A 25,111-nucleotide genomic window follows, 5' to 3' on the forward strand; every position below is an offset into this window, starting at 1 on the left:
GTGTTACGCCGCAAGCCGGGGAAAATCCCGGCAGCGGCGGTTTATGACTTAATGTACCACCTCATCGCCATTATCAATTGGCGACCAGTCGACTTTTCCTTCTTCCTTAACCTGTCGCCAGGCCATAAAGGTCAGGAACAGCGTGGCAACGCCATAGCCAAACGTCACCGTCGGTGAAGCGTTAAACGCCATCTGATGGCCGTGAATAAAGCCGAAGAACGACAGGACGGTGGCTGCTGCGGCATAAAGCGCCGCCCAGTTAAAGCGCCGGTCGATAATGAACGCGGCAATCGCCCCCATCATTAACCCCGCCAACACCGCACCGCCCCCGGTGGTTGCCATACCGTGATACAGCACACCGTTGTTGGCCATCGTATTAACGACGTCAGCCGGGAGGTTGACGGTATTCGCGCCGGCCGCCGCCAGCGCACCATCGACCTGGCTCTTCGCCCATTCGGCGATATTCGGTACCAGCGCCAACACGATCGCCGGAGCGTGGCGTTTCGGCGACACCTGGAACGCCTGAGCGCCAATGACCAGACCGATAAACAGCAGAATAGGTACGATTGCCACCAGTGGGATGATGGAGAGCAGCAGCGCGGTGAGGCCCAGGAAGCAGACGATGGCCATACAAACACCGGTTGCCAGCGAATAACCAATGCGCCCGCCCATCGCTTTCCAGCCCGGATGGCCGATATAAACCGCAGGTGGAAACGGCGAACCCAACAATGCGCCGACAATCGCGCCCAGCCCGTCAGCCGCCAGTACCGCGCGCAGGTTGTAGCTGTCGCCTCCTACTGCGGCGGATTCGACGTTATTGAGGATTTCGGTAAAGTTGAAAATCCCTAACGGGATCGCCGTCACCAGCAGTGGCCAGACCAGGCTCATCGGGACGTTAAAGACATCAGTAGAAAGCGTGGGTAAATAGAGCGAGAAACGCCCCGCGGCCTCTTTGACTTCCGCCGGATTCATAATGTCGCTAAAGCCAAGCCAGGTCGCGCCCCAGCCCAGCAGGCAACCCACCAGAACCACCGCCAGCCCGCCCGGCAGACCGAACGGCAGCCGCACGTTACCGACCCAGTTGAGCAGGATAATGGCGAAGCAGACAATGCCAATCCAGGCGGTATCAAACATCTGATACGCCGGGCGCATGGCGATAAACGCAATCGCAATCCCCGCCAGCGTCCCCAGCATTGCGGCGCGCGGCGTATATTTACGAATCGCCGGGCCAACCAGCACGCCTGCCAGCACAATAAGGCCGACAATCATTGCCCAGATAAGCCCGAGCTTCCACGCCAGCATCCAGTCTTTATGGATAAGCAGCGTTGGCAGCATGACAACGAACACCACGATGAACATGTGCGGTACGCTTGGCCCGTATGGCAGGGCGGTCACCGTGTCGCGACCCTCGCGTTTTGCCATCCGCCAGGCAAGCCAGGCGTAAAACAGATTACCCAGCGGCAGCGCGATACCTAACGCTGGTAGGATGCGGCCATAAACGGTGGTCGCCGGAATTTGCGCGACGTACAGCGCGAGTCCTGACAGGACCAGCACGTTCAGTAATACGTTGGTAAACAGTCCGAAAAAAGCGTTGAGATCGCCCGTCACCCATAGCGGTGGACGAAATGTGAGTTTTCCTTGCCCCATAATCCTTCTCCTGAAGTTATTCAGTCATGTGGTGGCCGGTGTATGCCCGCCAACCGCCGAGGTCAGTGATCTCCGGCTGGCCTTCAACCAGCCAGGATTCCGCCAGAACGCCCAACACTTCACTACCGTCGTCCAGTAACACTTTGCCGATACAGAGTCCGGCAGGTTCTTTTTGCAGAATATTCCCCAGTCCGGCAGGAGGAACCGCCCAGATTTCCAGCGCGATTTTTGCGCCGTTATCCGGTGAACGAATCATTCCGGGGTGATCGTCGTTGATGCTCCAACAGCGGTAGCAGGAGGCCGTTTTATCCTCACGAACGAATTCGGCATTAACGGCAAGCATGTTGGGGTTTAGCTTCAGGCCGCGCATTAGCGTGCCGTTAACCGCAAGCAGGATTTTGCTATCTGACATCGTATTTATCCTTATTTATACCTGAATATAGGGCCGCCATTCGCCGTGCGCATGGCGGCGTAAACTTAACCGGTAAACCGGGTTCCACCGTTACCGTCAATGGCGCGAACGATGGTTTCCGGATTGGTAATCAGCCCAACCCCCGCAGGATTACATCGCAGGAAGGTGAGCATGGCTTCGACTTTTGGCGCCATGCTGCCGGCTCCGAACTGACCGCTTTGCAGCATGGCCTGCGCTTCAGCTAACGTTAAAGTATCGAGCCAGCGCTGCTCCGGTGTGCCAAAGTTGATGGCGACTTGCTCTACGCCGGTCGGAATCAGCAGCATGTCCGCCTGCAATTCGCAGGCCAGCAGCGCCGATGCGCGGTCTTTATCAATGACCGCCTGGGCGGCAATAAGCTTGCCAGACGTATCGCGCCAGACTGGAATACCGCCGCCTCCGCAGGCAATGACTAAGACATTTTGCTCAAGCAGGGTGCGAATAACCGGCGTTTCGATGACTTCTTTTGGTGCCGGTGATGCCACGACGCGTCGCCAGCCGCGGCCCGAATCTTCTGCGATATCCCAGCCCTGAGCCGCCGCCAGCGTCTCCGCCGTTTCCAGAGTCATATAGTCGCCGATAGGCTTATCAGGATGGCTGAAGGCGGTATCGTTTGGGTCTATTAACGTTTGCGTCACCAGCGCGACGGCGCTGACGCTATCAAGACCGCGTAAGGTCAATGCGTTATTCAGCGCGTTCTGGAACATAAAACCAATTGCGCCCTGGGTATCGCCGACCGCGTACTCCAGCGGCACCGCAGGAACGGCGTCTTTGGCGATTTCGCTACGGCGCAGGATAAAACCCACCTGCGGACCATTACCGTGCGTCACCACCACGCGCCAGCCTGCGGCAATCAGATCAACCACATTTTCAGCAGTGGCTTTTACCGCTTCGTACTGCTGTTCCAGCGCATTTTCTCCGGGGTTGCGGATCAATGCATTACCGCCGACGGCGACGACGGCGACTTTAGTTTTTTTCATGGTCAGCTCCTTCTGCCAGCGCGCGAAGCGCGGCGGTAAAGCAGGCCAGCGGCGCAGTGGTGATCCCGGCACCGATCTGCCCTACGCCCGCGCGTTTATGCGCAATCCCGGTGTTGATGACCGGGAGAATATTGCGATCAACCACGTAGCGGGCATCGATACCGCAGCCGCTACCGGCAAAGTTCAGCGCGGGCAGCGTGAACGCCGGATGGGTGGCGAGCGTGATTTCCTGCATCGTCAGGCTATGACGGACGGCATCGGCTGGCGTGCCGCCGACGAATTTAACGATGGCCGGGGAGGCTGCCATGGCAAATCCGCCGATCCCGGCGGTTTCGGTAATTGCCGAGTCGCCTAAATCGGCCGCCGCATCGTCGATACCGTAGCCAGGGAAGAACAGGCCATCGACGGGATTAGCCGGGGCCTGGAACCAGCGTTCACCGGTACCAGAGAGGCGAATGCCGAAGTTGACACCGTTGCGCGCCATTACCGTAACCAGCGAGCTGTGCGGCACATCACAGGCGGCATCCAGCATTGATTTACAGGCAGCCATCGAAAGATTAAGGAAGAAATGGTCGTTGGCGGCGATAAACTCCAGCGCTTCCGGGCCGTGTTGAATACGCGCCAGATGCGGCGCCAGGCGTTTAAAGAACAGCCCGCTCGCTGCCGCGTTGCGGTTATGGCACTCATCACCCATATGCAGCGCCTGGGCAATCAGCGGTTTGAGCTCTATTTCGCCGCTGAGCGCCAGCGCCTGCTTCAATGCAGGAGCCAGCACGTTCCCCATCCAGGTCAGGCGGCTCAGCACATCCTCGTTATTGGCCCCGAAACGCAGAACTTTACCGAGTCCCTCGTTGAAGTTACAAAACGCGCGATTGCCGTGAGTGCGGTTTTCTACAATCCACACCGGCATGGAAGGACTGATAATCCCTGCCATCGGCCCGGTGGCGTGGTGATGATGGCACGGTTCGAGATCGACCAGCCCCGTCGCCGCCATTTGCATTGCTTCTTCCGTGCTGCTGGCCCAGCCTTCAAAAACAATCGCGCCAGCAATCGCGCCCTGCATCGGGCCGCACATATCGCTCCAGGCGATCGGTGGCCCGGCATGAAGAATTTTGCGTACGCCGTTCAGGCCGGAGATTGCCTCGCTGGCTTTGGCGACATCGACCAGTACCGGTTGGGCATCAAGATAGCGCTGTAGCGCCTGTTCGTTAGCGGCTTTTATACGCTCGTCGGCCAGCAGGGTCGCCAGCGTCCAGCCCGCCTGTTCATCACCCTGCGCCACGGGTTGCCATTGCAGATGAAGCACTTCGCCACCGGCTTCGCGCAGATTATCAGCAAAACTTTCCAGTCCGAGATTGATAACCGAAAGCGGTTGTTGAAATAAGGTCGTCATAGTTTATTTCCGTTGTTGCGCGATAAATGCCGCCAGGCGAGCGGCCTCGATATTGCTGTCAGCCACCAGGACGCCAGCGCTTTGCAGCAGCGTGATCTGCTGCGCTCTGTCCTGGGGATCGGTATCCGTGCCGCAGACATGAGCAAGCAAGACAATATGGCGCTGTTCAGCGGCTTCAATGCGCTGAATTTCTTCGATAATGGGCAGCAGGGCGCTGCACGGCTCGGCGCTGGCGCCATAGCCCAGCACGATGTCGAATAGCAGGACGGCGGTGCGCGGGTCCAGCGCTTCCGACAGCAAGCGCGCGTTACGCAGTTCCGGGTCAATCATCGGATGCGGGCGTCCCTGGGTGAACTCATCATCGCCCATATCCACCAGACTGTGGCCGTGACCATGATGTTTATCCTGCAGCGCCCGTGCGCCCGTTACCGGGGCATTGGATTCACAGGACAGTCCTGCCGCCTGGAGCGCGAGCTGGGTTTCGTAGCAGAAAGTCCCGCCCGCGAAAACGCCGCGAATGTCGGTTTGCTCCGCGGTCATCTCGCGAATCGATTGCACCGCTTGCTGCCGTAAGGCTTCAGGTAAGGAATGGCTGGCGGCGGCCGTTTCTCCCCGCAGCGTGGCGACCGCGATATCCGCGGCATGCTGCAGACTGTGGGCTGGGATGATGCCATACGTCAGCAGCGTCGCCTCGCTTGTCCCGAGGAAATGGGCTACAACCGGTTTGCCACACTGACGGGCGGATTCCAGCACTTTTTCCATGATGGCGGGTGACGGTGGTTTGGAGATCAGCGCAATGAGCTGCGTTTCGGGATCGTCCGCCAGCATGGCGATCCCTTGCAGCATGCTCAGACCACCAATCTCTTCGTGCAGATCGCGACCGCCGGTGCCGATAGCTTGCGAAACACCTTCACCGAGGTGGTGAATGCGGCAGCTCACTTCCTGTAAGCCGGTACCGGAAGCGGCAACCAGACCAATCGCTCCGCGGCGGACTACGTTGGCGAATCCCAGCGGCATTCCGTTGATGATGGCGGTACCGCAGTCCGGCCCCATCACCAGCAGGTTATGCTCGCGGGCATACTGCTTAATGGCCGCTTCCTGTTCTTCCTGGACGTTATCGCTAAAGAGCATCACGTGCAGCCCGGCGCTCAGGGCTTTAAGCGCTTCGGCGGCGGCGTAGCTGCCGGGAACCGAAATCAGCGCCAGATTAGCCTGCGAGGACGCTCCCACACCTGCGGCGATGCTGGTGGCCGGGCGTCGGGTTGTACCTTCGGTGTTTTCCGTTGCGGCTGGAGGGCTCAGTAACTCACCCGCCAGCGTCAGCGCCTGTTTTGCCGTTTCGTCATCGGCCAGCAGGGCAATAAGCAGATCGTTAGGTCGGGCTTCAAGCGTAATGGGCATTCCCGCATCGCGCATGCGTTCGATATTGGCCGCCGTCGCCATGGCGACAGAAGCTTGCTCAACGCCCTCTAAAGCATTGAGTTTTGCGGAAACCTGCATCAGAGAAACGGAATCTTTATACAGGTTAGGGAAGCAGTGGTAATGCAGAGTCATTTCCTGTCCTCGGGCAATAAGAGGCCACCGCCACAGATGTGGCGGAATGGGGTTATTACCAGTTGTCGAAAAATTAGTTTTGCAGCGCGCCGATAATGCTGGCTGAATCGCTGACCCAGCCGACGATGGCGCCCTGGGCTTTCATCATGTCGAGCGCGGCGCGGTGGAATTCTGGAAAGTAGGAGGCGCAGCAGTCTTCCGGGATGACCAGCTCGTAGCCTCTGTCGTTGGCTTCTCTGGCCGTGGTTTGCACGCACACTTCCGTGGTCACGCCGCAGATAATCAGTGATTTAATGCCGCGAGTTTGCAGAATCAGCCCCAGGTCGGTGGCGTAAAATGCTCCCTTGCCGGGTTTATCGATAATCGGTTCACCGGGGAGTGGCGCGAGCTCCGGGATGATATCGTGCCCTTGTTCGCCACGAATTAAAATACGCCCCATCGGGCCGGATTCGCCGATAAATGTTTTCCCGCCGCGTGTTTTTTTCGCTGGAGGACAGTCCGCCATATCCGCGCGATGGCCTTCGCGGGTGTGAATAATAAATAACCCTGAGGCTCGGGCTTGTTCCAGCAGTTGACGGCATGGCGCGATAGTCCGGCGCAGATGCGAGACGTCATTACCCAGCACCTCGCCAAAACCGGCGGGTTCGACAAAGTCGCGTTGCATATCGATGATGACCAGCGCAATGCTGGCAGGATCAAACGTGAAATCAAAAGGTTGAGCTTGAATAGTACGCATAAACGATCCCTTGTTAGCTATGACTACACTAGCAGTGTATGGACAGAACGCGATGGCTGCGCAGAAAGGTTTTCTGCTTATCCCTCAAAAAATATGAGGGATAAATCCATATCGGCAAGGCAAAATGGCTGGGGTCCTGATGCCGTGGGGATTACGGCGAACAGGGGATATCAGCCGGTCGGTCAAGGGGGTGAAAATGGATGTGCAAAAGTGTGAACCCCCTCGGGAAATAAGGTTAACGTATGGCTTTGAATGCACTAAAACATTGCGCCAGGCTGACTTCTGGCCAAGCGGGGCGCGTGCACTCGGTCTTCACCCGCGCCTGTAATCTGCTCATGCCGAATGGCGAACTCTGGGTTGTGCAAACCCGCGAAATGCCGCTGGCCCCCAACGGTATCATTGTCGACGTCGACGATTTGCGACTCCGTTTTATCGCCGGGACGAGCGTGGCCTGTTTGCCCCGCGGGGGCGATGTGTCGATGCTCGGTTCGACTCCTGTCTCCACGCAGCTTATTTCTGCCGGAAACGCCGCGAATTTACGGCGTTTCGCCAGCGCATTATCTGTTTTCCTCGCAGGGCAACCCTGCAATGGTATTCGGCTGGCCTTGCAGCAAGAGCCCGCGCTGGCTGATGTCTATCAACGCTTTACCCGCTGGCTGACGAATGGTGAAGGTGATGTCGTTCCCCTGCTGCGTTTTCTAATTGGGCGCGGGGAGGGGCTAACGCCCTCAGGCGATGATTTCCTGGTGGGCGTATTGCTGGTCATGGAGAACTGGCAACATCCCCGGCTCTCCTTGCTGCGCCGGGCTATTCCCCCGCTGTTGTTAGCTACCACGGATATCAGTCGGGAAATGCTGGGACATGCGTGTCAGGGGCGCTATAGCCAGCATTTGTTAGCGCTGATGGCGACTCCTGCGGTTAATTTTCCTGCGGTTGCCGGGTATGGTCATACGTCTGGTCTGGATATGCTGGCCGGGATGGCGGCGGCGGTCAGCGTTTTATACCCGTCATACTTCAAGTTGCATGTGCGTTAGTTTTGTTACTCGGCTCATCCATGAGCCTCGCCCTGCAATCTGTTCCGGACAGATTTGTCGCTCACCCCTGTCACTTACGGAAGTCAAGCTCCAGGGGATTCCCTGCGTCACTGCCTTCCTGCAACTCGAATTATTTAGGGTATATCAGCAAACCCGGTCAACTGAGTTCGGTTAAAAACCCTTCGATGACATCCGCCCGCTGCAACTGCGTCAGCCACCAGTGGCAACAAGGGCGGGGAGGTTCGTTTTGCCAGGCCAGAAAAAGCGGCGTCGGCGGTTTACTGACGTCCACCGGCACGCTAACGAGTCTGCCGTCGTCAATGTAGCGCTGGCAAAAATGGCGGGGAAGAAAGCCAATGCCCAGACCGTGGAGATGCATCGTAATTTTGCTGTGGTAATCGGGAGCGAGCAGCGCTTTTTGGCCGCGCAGTTGCCAGGCAACCTGTGGCTCGAGCTGCACGGAAGTATCCTGGATACAGATTGCCGGGTAGCGGCGCAGATCTTCTGCCTGTAGCGGGCGGTGAACCGCCGCCAGCGGATGGTCGGGCGCAATGGCGAACAGCCACTCAACGGCGGGCATTTCTGCACAAAGGACTTCACCGTGGCGTACCACCTGGTTAGGCGCGCCGATAGCGATATCCGCACGCTTTTCCAGCAGCGCGTCCCAGACGCCATCATGCACATCAATACTCAACTGAATTTCCGTTTGCGGGAAGTGGTGTTCACTTTGTTTCAACAGCGCGTAAATAGGTTGCAGGCTGATAATGTTATTGAGCGAGAGGCTTAAGCTCGTCTCTGTACCGCTGGCAATGCGACGAGTGGTGTGCTGCAACTCTCCCAGTTCGCTCAGGATCAACTGCCCTTTTTTGATAAAATAACGGCCCGCTTCCGTCAGGATCAGCTGTTTGCCCTGGCGTTCAAACAGTTTGGCGCCCAGCTCGTTTTCCAGCTTATGTACCGTGTAGCTGAGAGCCGTGGGCACCTTGTGCAGCTCTTCGGCGGCAGCACTAAAGTTGCCACAGCGCGCGATGGTGACGATGACGTTCAATGCCTGGACGCTTATCAACATACCCTCTTCCTAGCGATATACCCGTCATCCTTCAAGCTGCCTCTTTGTTGGCTGCACTCAGAAACCCCAGTCACATAGTTATCTATGCTCCTGGGGATTTCTTCCCTTGCCGCCTCGGTGCATCTCGAATGATTTTGTGTATAGACTGAAAAACCCCTTCACAATCGGGAACATAAAACGAACATTTATCGAATATAGAGGATCTGAAATCACTATGTCTATCAACTAAGCTAACTCTCTGAATATATTTTATTTTACGCTATTCAAGCTTTCAGGTGGTCTAAAAGGGGGGCAGCAATGATTTCTGATGTTGTTCTTTGTTGTTCGCTCAACGCTTTATATTCCTGGTTTTTGGATAACATCCTGAGCTATTTATTTTGCGGCAGAACATTATTTATTATTTTAATTAAGCGCGGGAGGTGATTTCTAAACGCCTTAAAAAATATTAAAATGTATTCTCTTTAGCCGTCGGTTGGCGTGTATTACGCCGTTTTTTAAAATTAAGGCAGTATAAAAAACTACTCTCTGCGAATAGCCTGGCAGGCTGCGGGGGGAAAGACGGCGCCGCCGCCTAAAAAATGGGGCTATCATTTTGAAAAAGAGCTGTTAGTGTAGCCGCACTACCACTATGGTATTACACCAGCCTGACTTATTCATAATAATCAAATCGCGACTAAAGTTAGCATATTGTGACGGGCATGACGCCGGATAAATGCCCAAAAAACAACAAATTAAACTATGCTTTAGCGGCGTAGAATGACAATTAAAACAGATTAAATATGATGTATTTAAATCATGAGGTTATCTATGAACCATTATGATGATTTGCAGCGCTTCAAGGAAAAGACGCGGACACACAGTCTAAAATTCAAGGACCTCTCATCAGAAACCGGCGCCGGTGAAAAAGGCGATTGGGTTATTCTCAATCAGCTTATTCCCGCGGAGGAAGCATCCTCTTTGGCTATGGGCGGATCGGTATCTTTACCCGTGCCGCAGCTGGTACCTGCCAATATGTTTCATCAGGTGGAGCGGACAGCCGTTCAGACCGCGCCGGCGGCATCGTCGGTTGTGCCGTCGGTAATGATTCCAGACCCTGTCGCATCATCCGCGCCGCAGCCTGTTCCCGCGGTGAGTCCTGTTGCTCCGGTGGCCGTTGAACCGGTAGTGCAGGCAAGCGAGGCCGCGACCGGGCAAGCTCCCCGGGCAGCCGTGTCGCAACCTGCTGCACCGCTATCTGACCACGTGACAGCTCCGGCTGTCAGACATCGCCCGGCGATAGAGCCGACGGCGGAAGGGTTTGCCCATCTCTTTGCGACAAAAACCGCAGAGCCGGTAGCAAAAGATAAAGATCAGTCACTGAAATCACTCCTGGAGAGGATCGCGACATGCCGTTGATCTGCGTGTGTTCACCGAAAGGCGGCGTAGGAAAGACGACCCTGGCGGCAAATCTGGCCTGGGCGCTGGCCCGCGCAGGCAGCAAAGTTCTGGCCCTCGATTTTGATGTGCAGAACGCCCTGCGCCTGCATTTTGGCGTCCCGCTTAGCGATGAGCGCGGCTATGTCGCGAAAGCGCTGGAGCTCCATGACTGGAGCCAGTGCGTATTAAGCGCCGGCAGCAATATTTTCGTCTTGCCCTACGGCGACGTGAGTGAAGCCCAGCGACAGGCTTTTGATGAGCGTTTGACCCACGACGAGCATTTCCTGACCCGCGGCCTGGCGGCATTACTCAACTATCCCGGGCTGATTACCATCGCCGACCTGCCGCCCGGCCCTTCGCCCGCGCTGAAGGCGCTCACTTCGCTTGCCGACCTGCATCTGGTACCGCTGCTGGCGGATACCGCTTCAATGTCGGTGCTGTCGCACGTCGACAATCAGCGGCTGACCGGGGGCGAACTCAACCAGAAACACGGACACTATTTTGTGATTAACCAGAGCGATAGCCGTCGCCAGGTCAGTCGCGATGTCACGGCGTTGATGGAAGAAAAGCTGGGCGATCGTTTGCTGGGCATCATTCATCGTGATGAAAGCGTGGTGGAAGCGAATGCTTCCCAGAAGTCGATCCTTGACTTTAATTCATCCTCCGCAGCCGCCTTTGATATTGAAATTATTGCCAAAAAAATTTCTGCGCTGTTGGGTATTAATATTGGTGACGGCAAGGTGCATAGCCAGCCTCGCAGGTCAGGGCTTTAATTTAATTGCAGGGCTGCTGAATGAAAAAGACGCTTTTCTGGTTGCTGGTACTGGTGCTTTCGCCGATTGCCGTGCTGGTGGTGATCACGCCGATGGACAGCCAAAAGCAGTATATTTTTGGCCTGCTGAGCATCGGTATTCTTTTCCTGATGGGATTCAGTAAAAATCGCAGCGTTTCCGTCATCATGGTGGTGACATCGCTGCTGATGTCGACCCGTTATATGTATTTCCGTCTGACGCAGACCCTGCATTTTAACTCCACCATCGAAGCGATTCTGGGGATGGGGCTGTTTCTGGCGGAAGTCTATATCTGGGTGATGCTACTGCTTAACTACCTGCAAACGGTCTGGCCGCTAAAGCGTGAAATCGTCCCGCTGCCGGATGATATGAGCAAGTGGCCGACGGTCGATATCTATATTCCCAGCTATAACGAACCGCTTGAAGTGGTGCGTGATACCGTACTGGCCGCACAGTGTATTGATTATCCTAAAGATAAATTAAAAATCTATTTACTGGATGACGGGAAGCGCAATGAATTTGCGGTCTTCGCCGCCGACGTTGGGGTGGGGTATATCACCCGTAACGACAACAAACACGCCAAGGCGGGCAACCTCAACCACGCGATGACGCTGACCCACGGCGAGCTTATCTGCGTGTTTGACTGCGACCATGTGGCAACCCGCGTTTTCCTGCAGGCGACGGTAGGCGGATTCCTCAACGACCCGATGCTGGCGCTGGTACAGACGCCGCACTACTTCTACTCGCCGGATCCCTTTGAGCGCAACCTCTCCGTTGGCCGCAATATTCCTAACGAAGGGATGTTGTTTTATGGCCCGATTCAGCAGGGGAACGATAACTGGAACGCGACCTTTTTCTGCGGCTCCTGCGCCGTCATTCGCCGTGCCGCGCTGGAGCAGATCGGCGGCTTTGCGGTAGAGACCGTGACCGAAGATGCCCATACCGCGCTGAAGTTCCAGCGTCTGGGCTGGAAGTCGGCATTCCTCGATATCCCACTGGCGGCCGGCTTAGCCACCGAACGTCTGGTGGTGCACGTCATTCAGCGTACCCGCTGGGCGCGAGGGATGACGCAAATATTCCGTCTGGATAACCCGCTGCTGGGCCGCGGGCTGACCTTTCAGCAGCGCCTGTGCTACCTCAGCGCCATGCTCTATTATCAGTTCGCCCTGCCGCGCGTGGTCTTTGTCACTGCGCCGCTGGCCTACCTGCTGTTCAACCTGAATATCATCTACTCCTCGGCCAGCCTGATCGTCTCTTACGCGCTGCCGCATCTGTTCCTCGCGATCTACGTCGGTTCGCGCATGAACGGTCGCTATCGTTACAGCTTCTGGGGCGAAATCTACGATATCGTGCTGGCGTTCCACCTGGTGCTGCCGACGCTGGTGACCATGATTTTCCCCAAACGCGGGAAATTCAACGTGACCGATAAAGGCGGCCTGCTGGACGTAGGCTACTTCGACTTTACCGTCGTCAGACCGCACCTGGTCGTCGCCTGTCTGCTGGGCCTGGGCGTGGTGGTCGGTATCGTCCGCGCCATCGGTCACGACTACTTTGGCTCAGACCCGAACGTTATCGCGCTGAACGTCGGCTGGGGAATTTACAGCCTGATCTTCCTGCTGGCGGCCATCGCCGTGGCGCGCGAAACCCGCCAGGTGCGAAAAACGATTCGTATTGACGTCGATATCCCGGTGCTTATCCACTACGCCAGCGGCATTGTCTCCCGCAGCCACACCGCGGACCTGTCAATGGGCGGCTGTCGCGTTAGCGCGCCGGATAACCGTCACCTGCAGGATGAAATTGAAGAGATTGAGCTGATCCTCCAGTCCGGGGCGATCTCGATTCCGGTACGCCAGATCACCGCCGATGAGCGCTTTATCCGCCTGCAATTTGATGAAAATATTCAGCTTTCCCGCCGCCGCGAACTGGTGCGCGTGGTATTGGCCCGCGCCGATGCGTGGATTAACCCGCCGCGCCCGCAGGATAACCCGTTCCGCTCTTTTGCCACCATTTTGCGCTGCGTGTTTGAACTGTTCTGGCTAACGTGGAAAACGCGCCGCAGCCAGCGCCGCCAGCCGCCTGCGGCCAATCCGGCGCAGGAGGATGGTAGCTTATGAAACGCTTAACGACGCTTGCGCTGCTGGCCGGGATGCTCTCTGCGCCGACGCTGCATAGCGAGGAAACGCCCGCTGACGCATTGTCGCAGCTTAACTTTCCGCTATCCGGGACGGAAGCCAACGGCGCATCGGCGGCCGAGGCGAATTCGCCCGCCGCGACGGAGCCCGAGCCGGCAAACGCCGTTCAGCCGGCTTCGCTACCCGCGATGCCGCCGCCGATCGCCCCCGGCATTCCTGATACGGTACCACTAACGCCGATTGTCGGCGGTAACCTGAACCTGACGCAGATGGGTATGCCGGACGGCATCATCCTTAGCGGCGGGCAAAACCAGGGCGGCGCCAGCTTTACGTTGCCCTCCGATCAGGTGGTGACCCACGCTCAGCTGATGCTGGACGTTAAGGTCTCGCCGGAGATGGCGGCCCGCAACGCCACGCTGCAGTTAATGCTCAATGGCCAGCCGCTCGGCACCTTGCCGCTGGGCGCGGACGGCGAGGATATTTCGCACTATCAGCTGGATATCCCGGCGGCGCTGATGGTCTCCAGCAACAACCTGAGCTTTAAGATTAACGACGGCGACGCGATGCAGTGCCGGCTCGATATTCACGACACCTCGCGGGTGACCATTTTACCCGCCTCGCACTTTAGCTGGGAGAGCCAGCAGCTCAATATCAGCAACGATTTAAGCCACTTTCCGCGGCCGTTTTTCGACAGCATGCAGATGACGCCGGCGGATATCGCTATCGCTTATCCGGAGAAATCGACGGCGGATATCTTCAGCGCTGCGGCGCTGGTGTCGTCGTGGCTGGGTATTCAGGCCGACTATCGCGGTATCGCCTTTGACGCGCTGCGCGATCGCCTGCCTGAGAAGCACGGCATTATTATCGGCCACCCCGGCGATCGGGTGGGCGGCCTGACGCTACCGCAAACCGACAAGCCGCTGCTGCGGATCGTTGATAATCCCGGCAACCCGGCCTATAAGCTGCTGCTGATTGTCGGGCAGAATGACGCCGCGCTGCGGATGGCCGCCTGGCGTCTGACCCGCGGCGATTTCGCCCTGCAGACGGCCAGTATGGAGGTTGATCCGCAGGCGATTCCCGTCGGCAAGCCGTATGACGCCCCGCGCTGGATCGCCACCGATCGGCCGGTAAAAATCAGCGAGCTGATCCGCCAGGATCAAAGTATGACCGTCAGCGGCGTGTGGCATGAACCGCTGCGCGTCGCCTTCCGCGCCGCGCCGGATCTCTACCTGTGGGATGGCGAAACCATTCCGTTGCAGATTGGCTACCGTTTCCCGTCGGAGAGCTGGATTAACGAGGACAAGTCGTTGTTGAGCGTGACGCTCAACAACACCTTTCTCAACAACCTGCCGATGAACAAACAGGGGCCGCTGGAGAAGCTCTGGCGTCACCTGGGCGGCGACGCGCGTCAGGAGCGTTTTACGATCCCGCTGGCGCCGTATCTGATTTACGGCGATAACCAGCTCTCGCTCTATTTTAATCTGGTGCCGAAGGATAGCGCTCCCTGTTCAGTGCTGCTGAACAGCACGATCAAGAGCCGCATTACCGACGACTCGTGGATCGATTTGAGCGGCACCCGGCACTTCTCGCTGTTGCCGAATCTCTCCTACTTTGTCGGCGCGTCGTTCCCATTCTCCCGGCTAGCGGATTACTCGCAAACCACGCTGCTGCTGCCGGAGCGACCTTCGGAAACCCAGGTCGCGATGATGCTGAATCTGGCCGCCCGCTCGGGGAACTCGACCGGCAAAGCGCTGGCCAATAACCGCGTGATGCTGGGCGTTCCTGACGACGTCGCCAATTCGCCTTTTCTACGCGATCGCGATGTGCTGGCGGTGAGCGCGCTTGACCAAAAAGCGTTCAACCAGCGCCTGTTGGCCGACTCTCCCTATAACCCAGTCGAAAACCTGCTGAGCGTGCGTGAACCGGCGCTATGGGCGAAAATTCAGCGCAGGCTGAGCGGCGACTGGGCCTCCGACGGCGTGGATGCCGATCGCTATTTCTCTTCCAGCAGCGCCTGGCGTGGGTTTATTAGCTATCGCTCGCCGTGGAACCCGCAGCGAGTAGTGGTGGTGGCGATGGCCAGCAGCGACGATCAGCTGGCGAAACTCGAAGACGACCTTAATTCACCGCGTATCAATGCCGGTATTCGCGGCGATACGGCGGTGATTACCAGCGATAACGGCGTGCGTAGCTTCCAGGTCAGTACGCCGTTCCCCAGCGGCCAGATGCCGTGGTACATGATGGCGGTGTGGTATGCCAACCAGCACTCCGGCCTGCTGGCTGTGCTGGGGTTAATCGCCACATCGATTCTGGGTCTGGCGCTGACCGCCATGTTTAAACGTCATGCTCGTAAGCGCCTGGAGTCGGGAGATAGCCAATGAAAAGAGTCAGCAGAATGAATAATAAGGCGGCCCGTCAATTTTCCACGCTGTGCCTGTCCGGCGCGCTGACGCTGGGCGCCTTTGGCGAGGCGCAGGCGGCGGGTAACGATGCGGCGCTACAGGCGCTGTTTGCGCAGGCCAACTACTGGCATGAAAAATCCCACGATGAGCTGGCAATGGAATCGCTGCAAAAAGTGTTGTCGGTGGATGCCAACAACGCTCAGGCGCTGTACCTGATGGCGCTGTGGGCGCAGCAGGGAGGCAACCTGCAGGCCGCGGCCCAGTGGCGGGCGCGACTGGAGAAAGCGGCGCCCAACAGTCCCGGCTTGCAGGATCTGGATAGCGCCAAAAAAATGGCCCAGGTCCCGCAGGGGCAGCTAAACCTGGCGAGACAGCAGGCGCGCAGCGGCAACGTGCCCGCCGCGCTGGCGACCTGGCGGAGTATGTTTAACGGCAACGTTCCGCCTTCCGGTCTGGCGGCGGAATACTACCTGACGATGGCCAGCGACAAGTCGCTCTATCCGCAGGCGGTGAGCGAACTGCGTCAATACGTCGCTCAGCATCCGCAAGAGAACGGGCCGCGCGTAGCCCTGGGTAAGGCGCTGACCTGGCGCGAAGAGACACGGCGGGAAGGGATCGCTATGCTGGAGCCGATGGCCAGCGGCAGCAAAGAGGCCGATGCCGGACTGCGCCAGGCGCTGCTGTGGATGGGACCACAGCCGGGGGATGAACCGTTTTACGATACCTGGATGCAGCGCCACCCGCAGGATAGCGAAGTGCAAAACTACTTCCGTGAACGGCGTAGCGGCCAGGCGCGCGGTCAGGGCTACTCTGACCTGAACAGCGGCAATACCGCCGCGGCGAAGCAGCAGTTTGAACAGGTCCTGCAAACCAATCCGCAGGACGCTGACGCGCTTGCCGGGATGGGCTATATCGCCCAGCGCAGCGGCGATTTTCAGGCGGCTTCTCAATATTTGAGCCGGGCGGCGGATCTCGGCGGCGAGAGTTCTGAAACCCGGCGCCAGCAGGCGGCGGATGCGCTGTTTTACGGCCAGCTCGCGCAGGCGCAGCAGGCCTACAAGCAAGGCAACATTAGCCAGGCGCTGGCGCTCTCCGCGCCGCTGGCGCAGCAGAGCGGAGCCCAGGGCTCGGCGGCGAAGCTGTTCCGCGCCGACGTTCTGCGCCACAACAAAGATCTGCCTCAGGCCGAACAAACGCTGCGGGCGCTGCTCAACGACCAGCCGCAAAATGGCCCCGCCCGGGAGAATCTCTATTACGTCTTGCGTGAACAGAATAAAACTGCGGAAGCCCAGGCGATGCTGCGAACGCTGCCGGAAAGCCTGCAGCAAAAACTGCAGCCGCGCGTGGTCACCGGGACGCCGGGAGACTCCCTGCGTCGGCAGGCGCAGGAGCAGGCCAGCGGTGGTAACGTGACCGGGGCTATCGCCACGCTGCGCCAGGGCGTTTCTCGCTATCCGGACGATGCGTGGATGCGCCTCGATCTGGCCCGACTGCTGCAAAAGTCCGGTAACGACGGCGAGGCGAACGCGATCATGGGCGCCGCGTATCGTCCCGGCGCCAGCAGCAGCTCGCTGTACGCCGCGGCCCTTTTCGCCAGCGAGAACGGCGGCTGGCAGCAGGCGCAAACCCTGCTGGCGAGAATTCCTCCCGCCAGCCAGACCAGCCAGATGCGCGATTTACACCAGCGGGTGAACTACAACCTGCAGTTGGCGACGGCGCAGGGCTATCTGGCGCAGGGGAATACCGTCGCGGCTTCCAATACGCTAAGGGCGATGGCCGCGACGCCGCCAAAAGCCCCGGCTGATGTCGGTAAACTGGCGCGTCTGCTGGCCCAGAGCGGCGATGTGACCACCGCGGTATCGCTGGTACGCAACAATATTAACGGCGGTATCTCGGGTAATGCCGGGGATTACGCAGACCAGGTGACGGTACTTAACCAGGCAGGCCTGACGAACGAAGCGCAGAGGCTGCTCACCAACCCGCAGCTGCAGGCGAGCAGTACGCCGACGCAGCTAGCCAGTATCCGCAACGGCTATGTGATTAACGAAGCGGACCATCTGCGCGAGCAGGGCAACTACGCGGCGGCATATGACAAGCTGATGGGCGCGATGCAAAGCGACCCGCAAAATACCGACCTGATGTTCGCCATGGCGCGTCTCTATCAGAGCGGCAAAATGAATAAAGAGGCCGGGGTCGTCTATGACTACCTGATGACCCGCGATACGCCGACCCAGGACGCGCGCAGCGGGGCTATTGATGTCGCGTTGTCGGCAGGCGATAACGACCGGGCGGCGCAGCTGGCAGGCGGGCTGCGCCCGGATAATTCGCCGGACCGTTTGCTGCTGCTGGCGCGCGTTGCCGAATCGCAGGGGCATCATCAGCAGGCGATGACCTATCTGCGCAGCGCTCGCGGAAGGCTGCTGGGGTTACAGAGCAGCAATGGTACGCAAACGCCGACCGTGGGCGGCGTGCTGGCGGCGGATAATCCGTTTGTCGGCGTCTCGCGTACGCCGGCGGCGACGCGTACCGCCTCCACCTACGGGCAATATATGCCGTGGCAGGTTTCTCAGGTATCGACGGGCGATGGTAGCACGCTGCCGGGGATCCAGCGCACCGATCTGCCGGTCGAAACCGCGCAGACCCGAATGCTGCGCCAGGTGGACACCATGATGGAGACGTTGCAGGAAAAAACCGGCACCTGGCTGCAGGGGGGCATGGAGGTTCGCGGTCGTGATGGCGAATCCGGCACCAGCAAGCTGACCGAAATAAAAACCCCCCTGACCTGGTCCTCCTCGCCGTTCGGTGATTCGCGTTTCGACTTTACCGTGACGCCAATTACGTTGAACGCAGGGACGGCAACCGGCGACGCCTGGCGGCGCTATGGCGCGAATCCGCTATCAAACGCGGTCTCCAATATGATCTCCACGGCCACCAGCGAGCAGGCGGCGATTGCGGCGATGACCGCTACCGAGCGCACGACGTACTTTGCCAACAATCCGGGGGCGGAGACATTGAGCGGCCTCGGCACGCTGAATGCTTCAGATTTTAATGCCACCACCAGCAGCGGCATGGAGAATCTGGCAAAGCTCGGCACCTATGACTCCGGGCAAGTTGCCAGCTATCTGGCTTCTTCAAATCTGAAACCTAACGTTGATCAGGCCAGCGGTTCGACGGATTCACAGAAGGCGAACGGCGTGGAGCTGGCGCTGGCGCTGAGCGGCGACGAATATCGCGTCGATATCGGCAGCACGCCGCTGGGTCAGGATCTGAATACCGTGGTGGGCGGTGTGAAGTGGTCGCCAAAGCTGACCAACTACCTGTCGCTGATTTTTACCGGCGAGCGTCGTTCGCTGACCGACAGCCTGCTCTCCTGGGTGGGGCTGAAGGATTCCTACTCCGGCAAGACCTGGGGTCAGGTGACCAAAAATGGCGGCACCCTGCAGCTAAGCTATGACGATGGCGATGCTGGTTTTTACGTCGGCGGCGGGGGCTATAGCTACCTTGGTCAAAACGTCGCCAGCAACACCAGCATTAACGCCAACGCTGGGGTTTACCTGCGGCCTTATCACGATGAATATCGTCAGTTACAAACCGGGTTGAGTATGAGCTACATGGATTACTCGAAAAACCTCAGCTACTTCACCTACGGGCAAGGGGGCTACTTCAGCCCGCAGAACTACGTCAGCGTGTCGCTGCCGGTCAGCCTGACGGAGAAATATGATAACTGGACGATGAAGCTTGGCGGTTCGGTGGGGTATCAATCGTACAGCCAGGATAAGAGCGCCTATTTCCCGACCAACGCCGAGTGGCAGCAGACGCTCGAGACCGCTGTGAGCAACGGTTTTGCCAAAGAGGCGTACTATTCAGCCACGTCGAAGAGCGGCATCGGCTATACGCTGCGCGCCGGCGCGGATTACAAAGTGAATAAACAGATGACGCTCGGCGGCCAGGTGGGCTATGACACTTTCGGCGATTATAACGAGAGCACCGCCGGCCTCTATATCCGCTACATGCTGGGAGATCGCTGATCATGACGGACAATAATAATGCGCTGGTGACGACCTGGTTTCAGCAGCAGCAAACGCCTGCCGGGTGGTTCGATCTGCTGCTGATTATGGTTGATGGCATGGTCAACAACGCGGGTGAACTGGAGAGTCAGCCCTTTCTGCGACAAATGGGCGAGGCGTTGGCCGATGAGCATCCGCTGCCGGAGTCGGAGACGATCGGTGAGCTGGAAGCCCATATCAATGCGCAGCTCAGCCGCTTTCAGTGGGGGCTGGTGAGCGTTGAGGTGAGCGATGATGGCCTGCGGTTACGCCATCAGGCGCTGCCGGTGAGCCGCGATGAAGCGCGCCGCGTACGCTGGTGTAATGCGTTTTGTGCCATACTCGAGGGGCTTTATTCCCGCTGGCTACAGGGACAGGGCGGCGCGGCGCATGTGGTTTTACAGCGCGAGCGGCTGTTTTCGGTCTCTGACGTTCAGTTTCTTTACTTCCATCCCTGAAGGGTGAATTTATGTCCTTGCGTGCTTTAGCGACAGTCGTGGTGACGACGGTGATGATGCTTCCCCACGCGTGGGCCGATACGGCGTGGGAAAGCTATAAATCGCGTTTTATGATGCCGGACGGGCGCATTATTGATACCGGCAATGGCAACGTCTCTCATACCGAAGGGCAAGGTTTTGCCATGCTGTTAGCGGTGGGCAATAACGATCGCCCCGCCTTTGACAAGCTATGGCAGTGGACCGATAAAACGCTGCGTAACAAAGAAAATGGGCTGTTTTACTGGCGCTACAATCCGGTGGCGCCTAATCCGGTGGCGGATAAAAACGATGCCACCGATGGCGATACCCTGATTGCCTGGGCGCTGCTGCGCGCGCAGCAGCAGTGGCATGAAAAATCCTACGGCAGTGCGTCGGATGCGATAACCGCTTCGCTACTGAAGTCCACGGTGGTCACCTTCGCCGGCCGTCAGGTCATGCTTCCGGGCGCGAAGGGATTCTATCTCAACGATCATCTGAACCTTAATCCCTCCTACTTTATCTTTCCGGCATGGCAGGCTTTCGCCGCGCGGACGCATTTAACCGCCTGGCGAAAGCTGCAGAGCGATGGTCAGGCGCTGCTGGGGAAAATGGCGTGGGGGACATCTCAGCTTCCCAGCGACTGGGTCGCCTTAAGAGCGGACGGCAGGATGGAGCCGGCAAAAGAGTGGCCGACGCGGATGAGCTTCGATGCGATCCGTATTCCGCTGTATGTTTACTGGAGTGACCCGAAAAGCAGCCTGTTGACGCCATGGAAAAACTGGTTCCAGCGCTATCCGCGTCTGCAAACGCCGGCGTGGATCAATGTCAACACCAATGAAGTGGCGCCGTGGTTTATGACCGGCGGGCTGCTGGCGGTACGCGATTTAACCCTTGGCGAAGCGCAGGCCGAGCCGCAGATTAGTGCCCAGGACGACTACTACTCCGCCAGCCTGAAGCTGCTGGTATGGCTGGCAAATAAAGACCAGGCGTAAACTATGGAAGGCGCCTCGAATAACGCGCCAGGACCGAGTGCTGAAATCGGAAGGGCGCCGTAGAATCATCGGCAAGCCGGGATTACCCGGTGAGGCGCAATGTTGCGGGGGCTTGAACCCCGGCGGCAGAGATGAATTGGTTGCTGGAAAGAGAAAACCCCCGCACGTTGTTTGGTATCAACCTGGCAACGTATCGGGGGCTACTCTCAAACCTGAACAATTTGAGGATAGCCGCGAACGGTTGCCATTGCAACAAGGCGGCTGTATGACGCTCGCTCAGTTAGGCCTGGTGCTGTGGGACGATCTGGCGGCTCCGGTGATTGCTGGCATTCTGGTCAGCATCATCGTGAGCTGGATGGATAACCGCAAGTAGCCAGCCGGTGGGTATCTGCCTGCCTTAGTGGCAGCATGCGCCCGAACGGGGCCGCAGGGGTAACATCCTGCGGCCTTTTCGTTTACTGCGGATAAGGGACCCAACTGCCGCCGTTCAGCTGAACATACGGTTTCCCCTGGTACTGAATGACGATAGCGTTGGAGTTTTCCGACACCGCCGCGCTCTGCGGCAGGTTGGCTATATACTGCTGCCAGTTGATGTCGTTTTCGTCAAACATCTTGCCGTCGAGGGCGCGAACCACCAGCTCAGAAATCGCCAGGTAGCTGCTTGGCTGGTTGATGATTATCGGCGCATCGGAATGTTGCGCTTTAATGCCGAAGAATTTCACCGCCGCAGGAACGTTAGTAATGGACGGACTGGGAATATCGCGCAGGCCGGAAACCTGCATTTTGTCGCCTTTCAATGCTGCACCGTGTTCCGGTACGACGATGACCAGCACCTTACGCCCCGATTTCTCCAGTTCAGTGAAGAAACTGTCCAGCTCATCGAAGAACTTCTGCGCACGGGCTTTATAGTCCGCGGTTTTGCTCTGGCCCGGATAGTGGTTACCGTCATGCAGCGGCAGCGTGTTGTAGAAGGTCGCCGTGCGCGGCGTATTCAGCTTATCCAGCGTCTGCAGCCAGCGGTTCAGCGTTGCCTGGTCGTCATAGACCGGGGAGCCGTCAAAGCCCTGCAGAATCACCGGCAGGCCGGATTGATCCATCAGCGGGCTCTGGATACCGCCCAGCGAGCGCAGTTCTTTCAGGAAATCGCCGAAGATACCGTTGTGACCGAGCATCAACTGCTGAGTAAAGCCCAGCTTCGCGAGGTTTTCAAACAGATAGCATTCGCTACCTGACGGCTGGTAGAGGTTGGCGTGCGAGAGCTGGCCGCAGCTGGCGCGCAGCAGACGCGCCGCCGCCGGGCCGCTGTAGGAGGTCGCCGAGTTAAAGTTTTTGAACAGCAGGTCGAAATGCTTCCACAGCGGATGGTCCGTCAGCCCGGCTGCTTCAATGTCTGACCATGAGAGCGAGCAGATATTGATAATCAGGACATCAAACGGCTGGGCATCGGCCGGAAGCGCGTCCGGGAAAGTGGTTTTACGTTTCTGCTCAGAAGCATAAAAGGCGTTCAGCCAGTTGGTCAGATTGGCTGAAGTCGGCGGCTCGGTTTGCGGCGGAATATCATTATTCGCCGGCGCGGTATTGGTCGCGATGGCCGTACCGCCGGTCGTATTCGCGGTGGTGTTCGCCGCCACTGCCGTTGGCTGACCTGCCGGCCAAAGGGTGAAAGAGGGCAGCAGCGGGCTGACGACCAGCCAGACCATGATTGCAGAGACGAAAACCGTCACCCGCAGCCACTGGCTGATAAACAGCCACAGAACCAGCAGCACGAAGAAAGCGCCGACCATATTCCAGTTAATAAAGCGGGTCACCAAATCCCAGATATAGTCGGCGCTGAAGCCGGCAATTTGCGAGCCCTGGCTGGCAATGCTTTCCGGGCCGGGCAGCCAGGTGTCGTGCCAGAACAGCATAAAGCCCAGCGGGATCGCTATCCAGTGGCGGATGCGGTGCAGCTTATACTGCGGAATCGGCACCAGCAGGAAGGCCAGAAACACCAGGTTTAACATGGGATGAAAATTGAGGTATCCCGCCCATAGCAAAGCGAACTTCACCAGAAAGTAGAAGTTCCAGCCAGATAAGCCTCGCCAGTACCGCCAGAGCGGAAGCGACGCGGTGGGTGTTTTGGGTTTGGTCATTTCGTTGGTTTGCCTTGCCTGGATGCCGCTTCCCGGCGCAGCACGCCAGCCGGTTTGACATAACGGGGTTTAAAGAACATCAGTCTTAACGTGGTGCGAATACGCCGCTGGTAGTGGCGCGTCAGGTATCCCAGCGGGAAGAACAGCAGGGCGCACAGGACGACCAGCTGAATAATATCGGCGATAGACATCATAAGGTTGGCTCCCCATCAAGGGACAGACGGTGCGCCTCGGGGTTGCGCCGCCAGCTTCGCCCGTCATGGGTCGCGTTGATGGTTTCATTTTTGCCAAGCGAAATGGGCAGCGGCGTGTTCCAGTTCTCCGGCAGAATCCCGCGCATCTGGATGATCTCTGCCGTTATTTGCTTATCTTCAAACCAAATCATACGGTTAGAAAAAATATCGCCGGTTGGTAAAGGGAAAATATGGTTTAACGCGGTATCCAGGTCGTTCACCCGGCAAAATGACAGAAACAGCACCAGGCGATTGTTGCCGATGGTCATAATGTCGCCCATGCGGTTGGGCTTGCACAGCGTCAGCGCCTGCTCTACGCGCAGGCCGGGCGCCGGGCGCAGCGCCACCATCACGCCTTTGCCATCGGCGGGCAGCATGGTGTTGGCCATAATATTATGCACCGCTTCGCAGAAGTCCTCCCATTTCTGGTAGCCGCGCAGTTTTAGCGGCTGGCTCCAGGTCAACAGAGTATTAAAATCTTCCGGAATATGGCGAGTAAACTGCTGTTTCTGAACGCTTTCTATAAGCGTAAGGCAGCGTGATAACGGCGCGCCGCTGGGAATAACCATATTGGCGCCGCTACTCAGCAGCAGGCGTTCATCGGTGGCGCGCAGGCTTGGCGTTTGCTCACGGACGATAATTTTTAACGCACTGCCGCGCTGTCGGCGCAGGGTATGGATATAGCGTCCCAGCTGTTCAATCTGCTCATTCTGGGTAATGGAGAAGATCAGCGTCGCCGCCTGCGCCATCCTCCCGGCGTTGAAAACGGCGTCGTTGGTATCGAACAGCGTCCAGTATTCGGAAAGCGCGGGAGCCCCCTCCAGTACGCGCAGATTGCTGAGAATGACTTTCTCATCGCTGCGCGGCTGCACCACCGTTTCTTCATCCTGCGCCAGCTGCCAGCCGTTCTCATCCTGGAGAACAATGAGCTGCTGCCGGGCGCTGATGCCTTTTTCACTTCCCCACCAGGCGATATCGAACAGGTGATTATCCCCCTGGTAACGAATACTTGCCAGGCCGGAAAGCGAGCGGTACTCGCGTAATAAAGGGGAGAGTTGCTTATCGATATCGTGCCCGGAATTAAGTACTAATAATGAGCAACGATGGTAATTAGTCCATCGATATGAATTTTCAACCCAATTGCATAGATCTTCACTTTTTATATTTTGCCAGGCATTTTCAGCGCATAGCAGAATAAACAAATAATTGCCAGGTTCGAGGGAGCAAACTAAATCACGGTGCATTTCTGCCAGACCCTCAAAGCGGTTCGGCATGCTAAACAACGCGATCTTTTCTGGGCCGCGACCTTTTCCTGGTGCAATGATTTTATTGGGGTTCTCGCCCATGACTATCGCCGCAACCTGACTCTTTTTATCCTGGGCTGCCAGCGTATGGTTGAGCAGGCTTACTGCGTCGGCATGGCGGTCGACATTCAGCCACCATACTCCACCAACGGGCATATGGCGTACTTCGTCCCATAATGATGAAATACCCAAAGAATATACGATATCCACGGCGTCCCTCGTGAGACTTGATTTACACTTGATTAGTTTACTAGCGAAAGCGTCAGAGTAAACCTAACATTGAAATTAAAGGACATCAGTTTTAGCATGTAAACATATTTTAA

Annotated in this window: 18 protein-coding genes and 1 pseudogene; 9 read left to right on the forward strand and 10 right to left on the reverse strand. The window is 57.7% G+C overall.

The window, feature by feature from the left end; genetic code table 11:
* Positions 1-48: 48 nt before the first annotated feature.
* The 6 genes from EGY08_RS16270 to EGY08_RS16295 all read right to left on the reverse strand — a co-directional run bounded on the left by EGY08_RS16270 (position 49) and on the right by EGY08_RS16295 (position 6,761).
* Positions 49-1,647, reverse strand: coding sequence for a hypothetical protein (locus EGY08_RS16270; RefSeq protein WP_004126379.1), 1,599 nt, complete (start codon positions 1,645-1,647; stop codon positions 49-51).
* A 16-nt stretch (positions 1,648-1,663) separates the two neighbouring features.
* Complete coding sequence (locus tag EGY08_RS16275; protein WP_123828674.1) at positions 1,664-2,059, reverse strand: glutamyl-tRNA amidotransferase; 396 nt, start codon at positions 2,057-2,059, stop codon at positions 1,664-1,666.
* A 65-nt stretch (positions 2,060-2,124) separates the two neighbouring features.
* Positions 2,125-3,078, reverse strand: a complete 954-nt coding sequence (locus tag EGY08_RS16280; protein WP_004126372.1) for a carbamate kinase — start codon at positions 3,076-3,078, stop codon at positions 2,125-2,127.
* On the reverse strand, positions 3,065-4,471 hold the full coding sequence (locus EGY08_RS16285) for a DUF1116 domain-containing protein (protein ID WP_004126369.1): 1,407 nt from the start codon (positions 4,469-4,471) through the stop codon (positions 3,065-3,067). Before EGY08_RS16285 ends, EGY08_RS16280 begins: the two co-directional genes overlap by 14 nt.
* 3 nt (positions 4,472-4,474) lie before the next feature.
* Entirely contained in the window at positions 4,475-6,025 is a 1,551-nt protein-coding gene (gene fdrA / locus EGY08_RS16290) for an acyl-CoA synthetase FdrA (protein ID WP_123828675.1), read from the reverse strand.
* Between the two features lie 73 nt (positions 6,026-6,098).
* Positions 6,099-6,761, reverse strand: a complete 663-nt coding sequence (locus tag EGY08_RS16295) for a cysteine hydrolase family protein (protein ID WP_123828676.1) — start codon at positions 6,759-6,761, stop codon at positions 6,099-6,101.
* A 242-nt stretch (positions 6,762-7,003) separates the two neighbouring features.
* Here EGY08_RS16295 and EGY08_RS16300 point away from each other — a divergent pair, with 242 nt between their 5' ends.
* A complete protein-coding gene (locus EGY08_RS16300) occupies positions 7,004-7,795 on the forward strand; it encodes a DUF2877 domain-containing protein (protein ID WP_123828677.1) in 792 nt (263 codons plus the stop codon).
* A 157-nt stretch (positions 7,796-7,952) separates the two neighbouring features.
* On the opposite strand, the gene EGY08_RS16305 is transcribed toward EGY08_RS16300, so the two are convergent.
* Positions 7,953-8,864 carry a LysR substrate-binding domain-containing protein gene (locus tag EGY08_RS16305; RefSeq protein ID WP_004126358.1) on the reverse strand — a complete coding sequence of 304 codons (912 nt, stop codon included), beginning with the start codon at positions 8,862-8,864 and terminating at the stop codon, positions 7,953-7,955.
* Positions 8,865-9,671: 807 nt separating this feature from the next.
* Between EGY08_RS16305 and EGY08_RS16315 the strand changes: the two genes are divergently transcribed.
* The 8 genes and pseudogenes from EGY08_RS16315 to EGY08_RS16350 all read left to right on the forward strand — a co-directional run bounded on the left by EGY08_RS16315 (position 9,672) and on the right by EGY08_RS16350 (position 21,492).
* Positions 9,672-10,259 (forward strand): cellulose biosynthesis protein BcsO, encoded by a 588-nt coding sequence (locus EGY08_RS16315; RefSeq protein ID WP_123828678.1) that lies wholly within the window; start codon positions 9,672-9,674, stop codon positions 10,257-10,259.
* A gap of 1 nt (position 10,260) precedes the next feature.
* Positions 10,261-11,053 (forward strand): annotated as a pseudogene (bcsQ, locus tag EGY08_RS16320) (cellulose biosynthesis protein BcsQ).
* Between the two features lie 20 nt (positions 11,054-11,073).
* Positions 11,074-13,185: a UDP-forming cellulose synthase catalytic subunit gene (gene bcsA, locus EGY08_RS16325; protein WP_004126352.1), complete on the forward strand. Its 2,112-nt coding sequence runs from the start codon at positions 11,074-11,076 to the stop codon at positions 13,183-13,185.
* Positions 13,182-15,584, forward strand: coding sequence for a cellulose biosynthesis cyclic di-GMP-binding regulatory protein BcsB (gene bcsB, locus EGY08_RS16330; protein WP_123828679.1), 2,403 nt, complete (start codon positions 13,182-13,184; stop codon positions 15,582-15,584). Before bcsA ends, bcsB begins: the two co-directional genes overlap by 4 nt.
* The gene (locus tag EGY08_RS16335) at positions 15,581-19,633 is read left to right on the forward strand and encodes a cellulose biosynthesis protein BcsC (RefSeq protein ID WP_087828563.1); all 4,053 of its coding nucleotides are present in this window, start codon (positions 15,581-15,583) and stop codon (positions 19,631-19,633) included. The genes bcsB and EGY08_RS16335 overlap by 4 nt, the downstream gene beginning before the upstream one ends.
* A complete protein-coding gene (gene bcsD, locus EGY08_RS16340; protein WP_162626056.1) occupies positions 19,633-20,109 on the forward strand; it encodes a cellulose biosynthesis protein BcsD in 477 nt (158 codons plus the stop codon). Before EGY08_RS16335 ends, bcsD begins: the two co-directional genes overlap by 1 nt.
* Before the next feature lie 11 nt (positions 20,110-20,120).
* Positions 20,121-21,119 (forward strand): glycosyl hydrolase family 8, encoded by a 999-nt coding sequence (locus tag EGY08_RS16345; protein WP_004126345.1) that lies wholly within the window; start codon positions 20,121-20,123, stop codon positions 21,117-21,119.
* 265 nt (positions 21,120-21,384) lie between these two features.
* A complete protein-coding gene (locus tag EGY08_RS16350; protein WP_042926890.1) occupies positions 21,385-21,492 on the forward strand; it encodes a type I toxin-antitoxin system toxin Ldr family protein in 108 nt (35 codons plus the stop codon).
* A gap of 82 nt (positions 21,493-21,574) precedes the next feature.
* Here the strand turns inward: EGY08_RS16350 and bcsG are convergent, their stop codons facing one another.
* The 3 genes from bcsG to bcsE are packed head-to-tail and all read right to left on the reverse strand — an operon-like array spanning position 21,575 to position 24,998.
* Positions 21,575-23,251, reverse strand: coding sequence for a cellulose biosynthesis protein BcsG (bcsG, locus tag EGY08_RS16355; protein WP_123828680.1), 1,677 nt, complete (start codon positions 23,249-23,251; stop codon positions 21,575-21,577).
* Positions 23,248-23,445 (reverse strand): cellulose biosynthesis protein BcsF, encoded by a 198-nt coding sequence (gene bcsF, locus EGY08_RS16360; protein WP_004126340.1) that lies wholly within the window; start codon positions 23,443-23,445, stop codon positions 23,248-23,250. Before bcsF ends, bcsG begins: the two co-directional genes overlap by 4 nt.
* On the reverse strand, positions 23,442-24,998 hold the full coding sequence (gene bcsE, locus EGY08_RS16365; RefSeq protein ID WP_123828681.1) for a cellulose biosynthesis protein BcsE: 1,557 nt from the start codon (positions 24,996-24,998) through the stop codon (positions 23,442-23,444). Before bcsE ends, bcsF begins: the two co-directional genes overlap by 4 nt.
* Between the last annotated feature and the right edge of the window lie 113 nt (positions 24,999-25,111).

The organism is Klebsiella sp. FDAARGOS_511 (genome assembly GCF_003812845.1).
Classification (GTDB): domain Bacteria; phylum Pseudomonadota; class Gammaproteobacteria; order Enterobacterales; family Enterobacteriaceae; genus Klebsiella; species Klebsiella grimontii.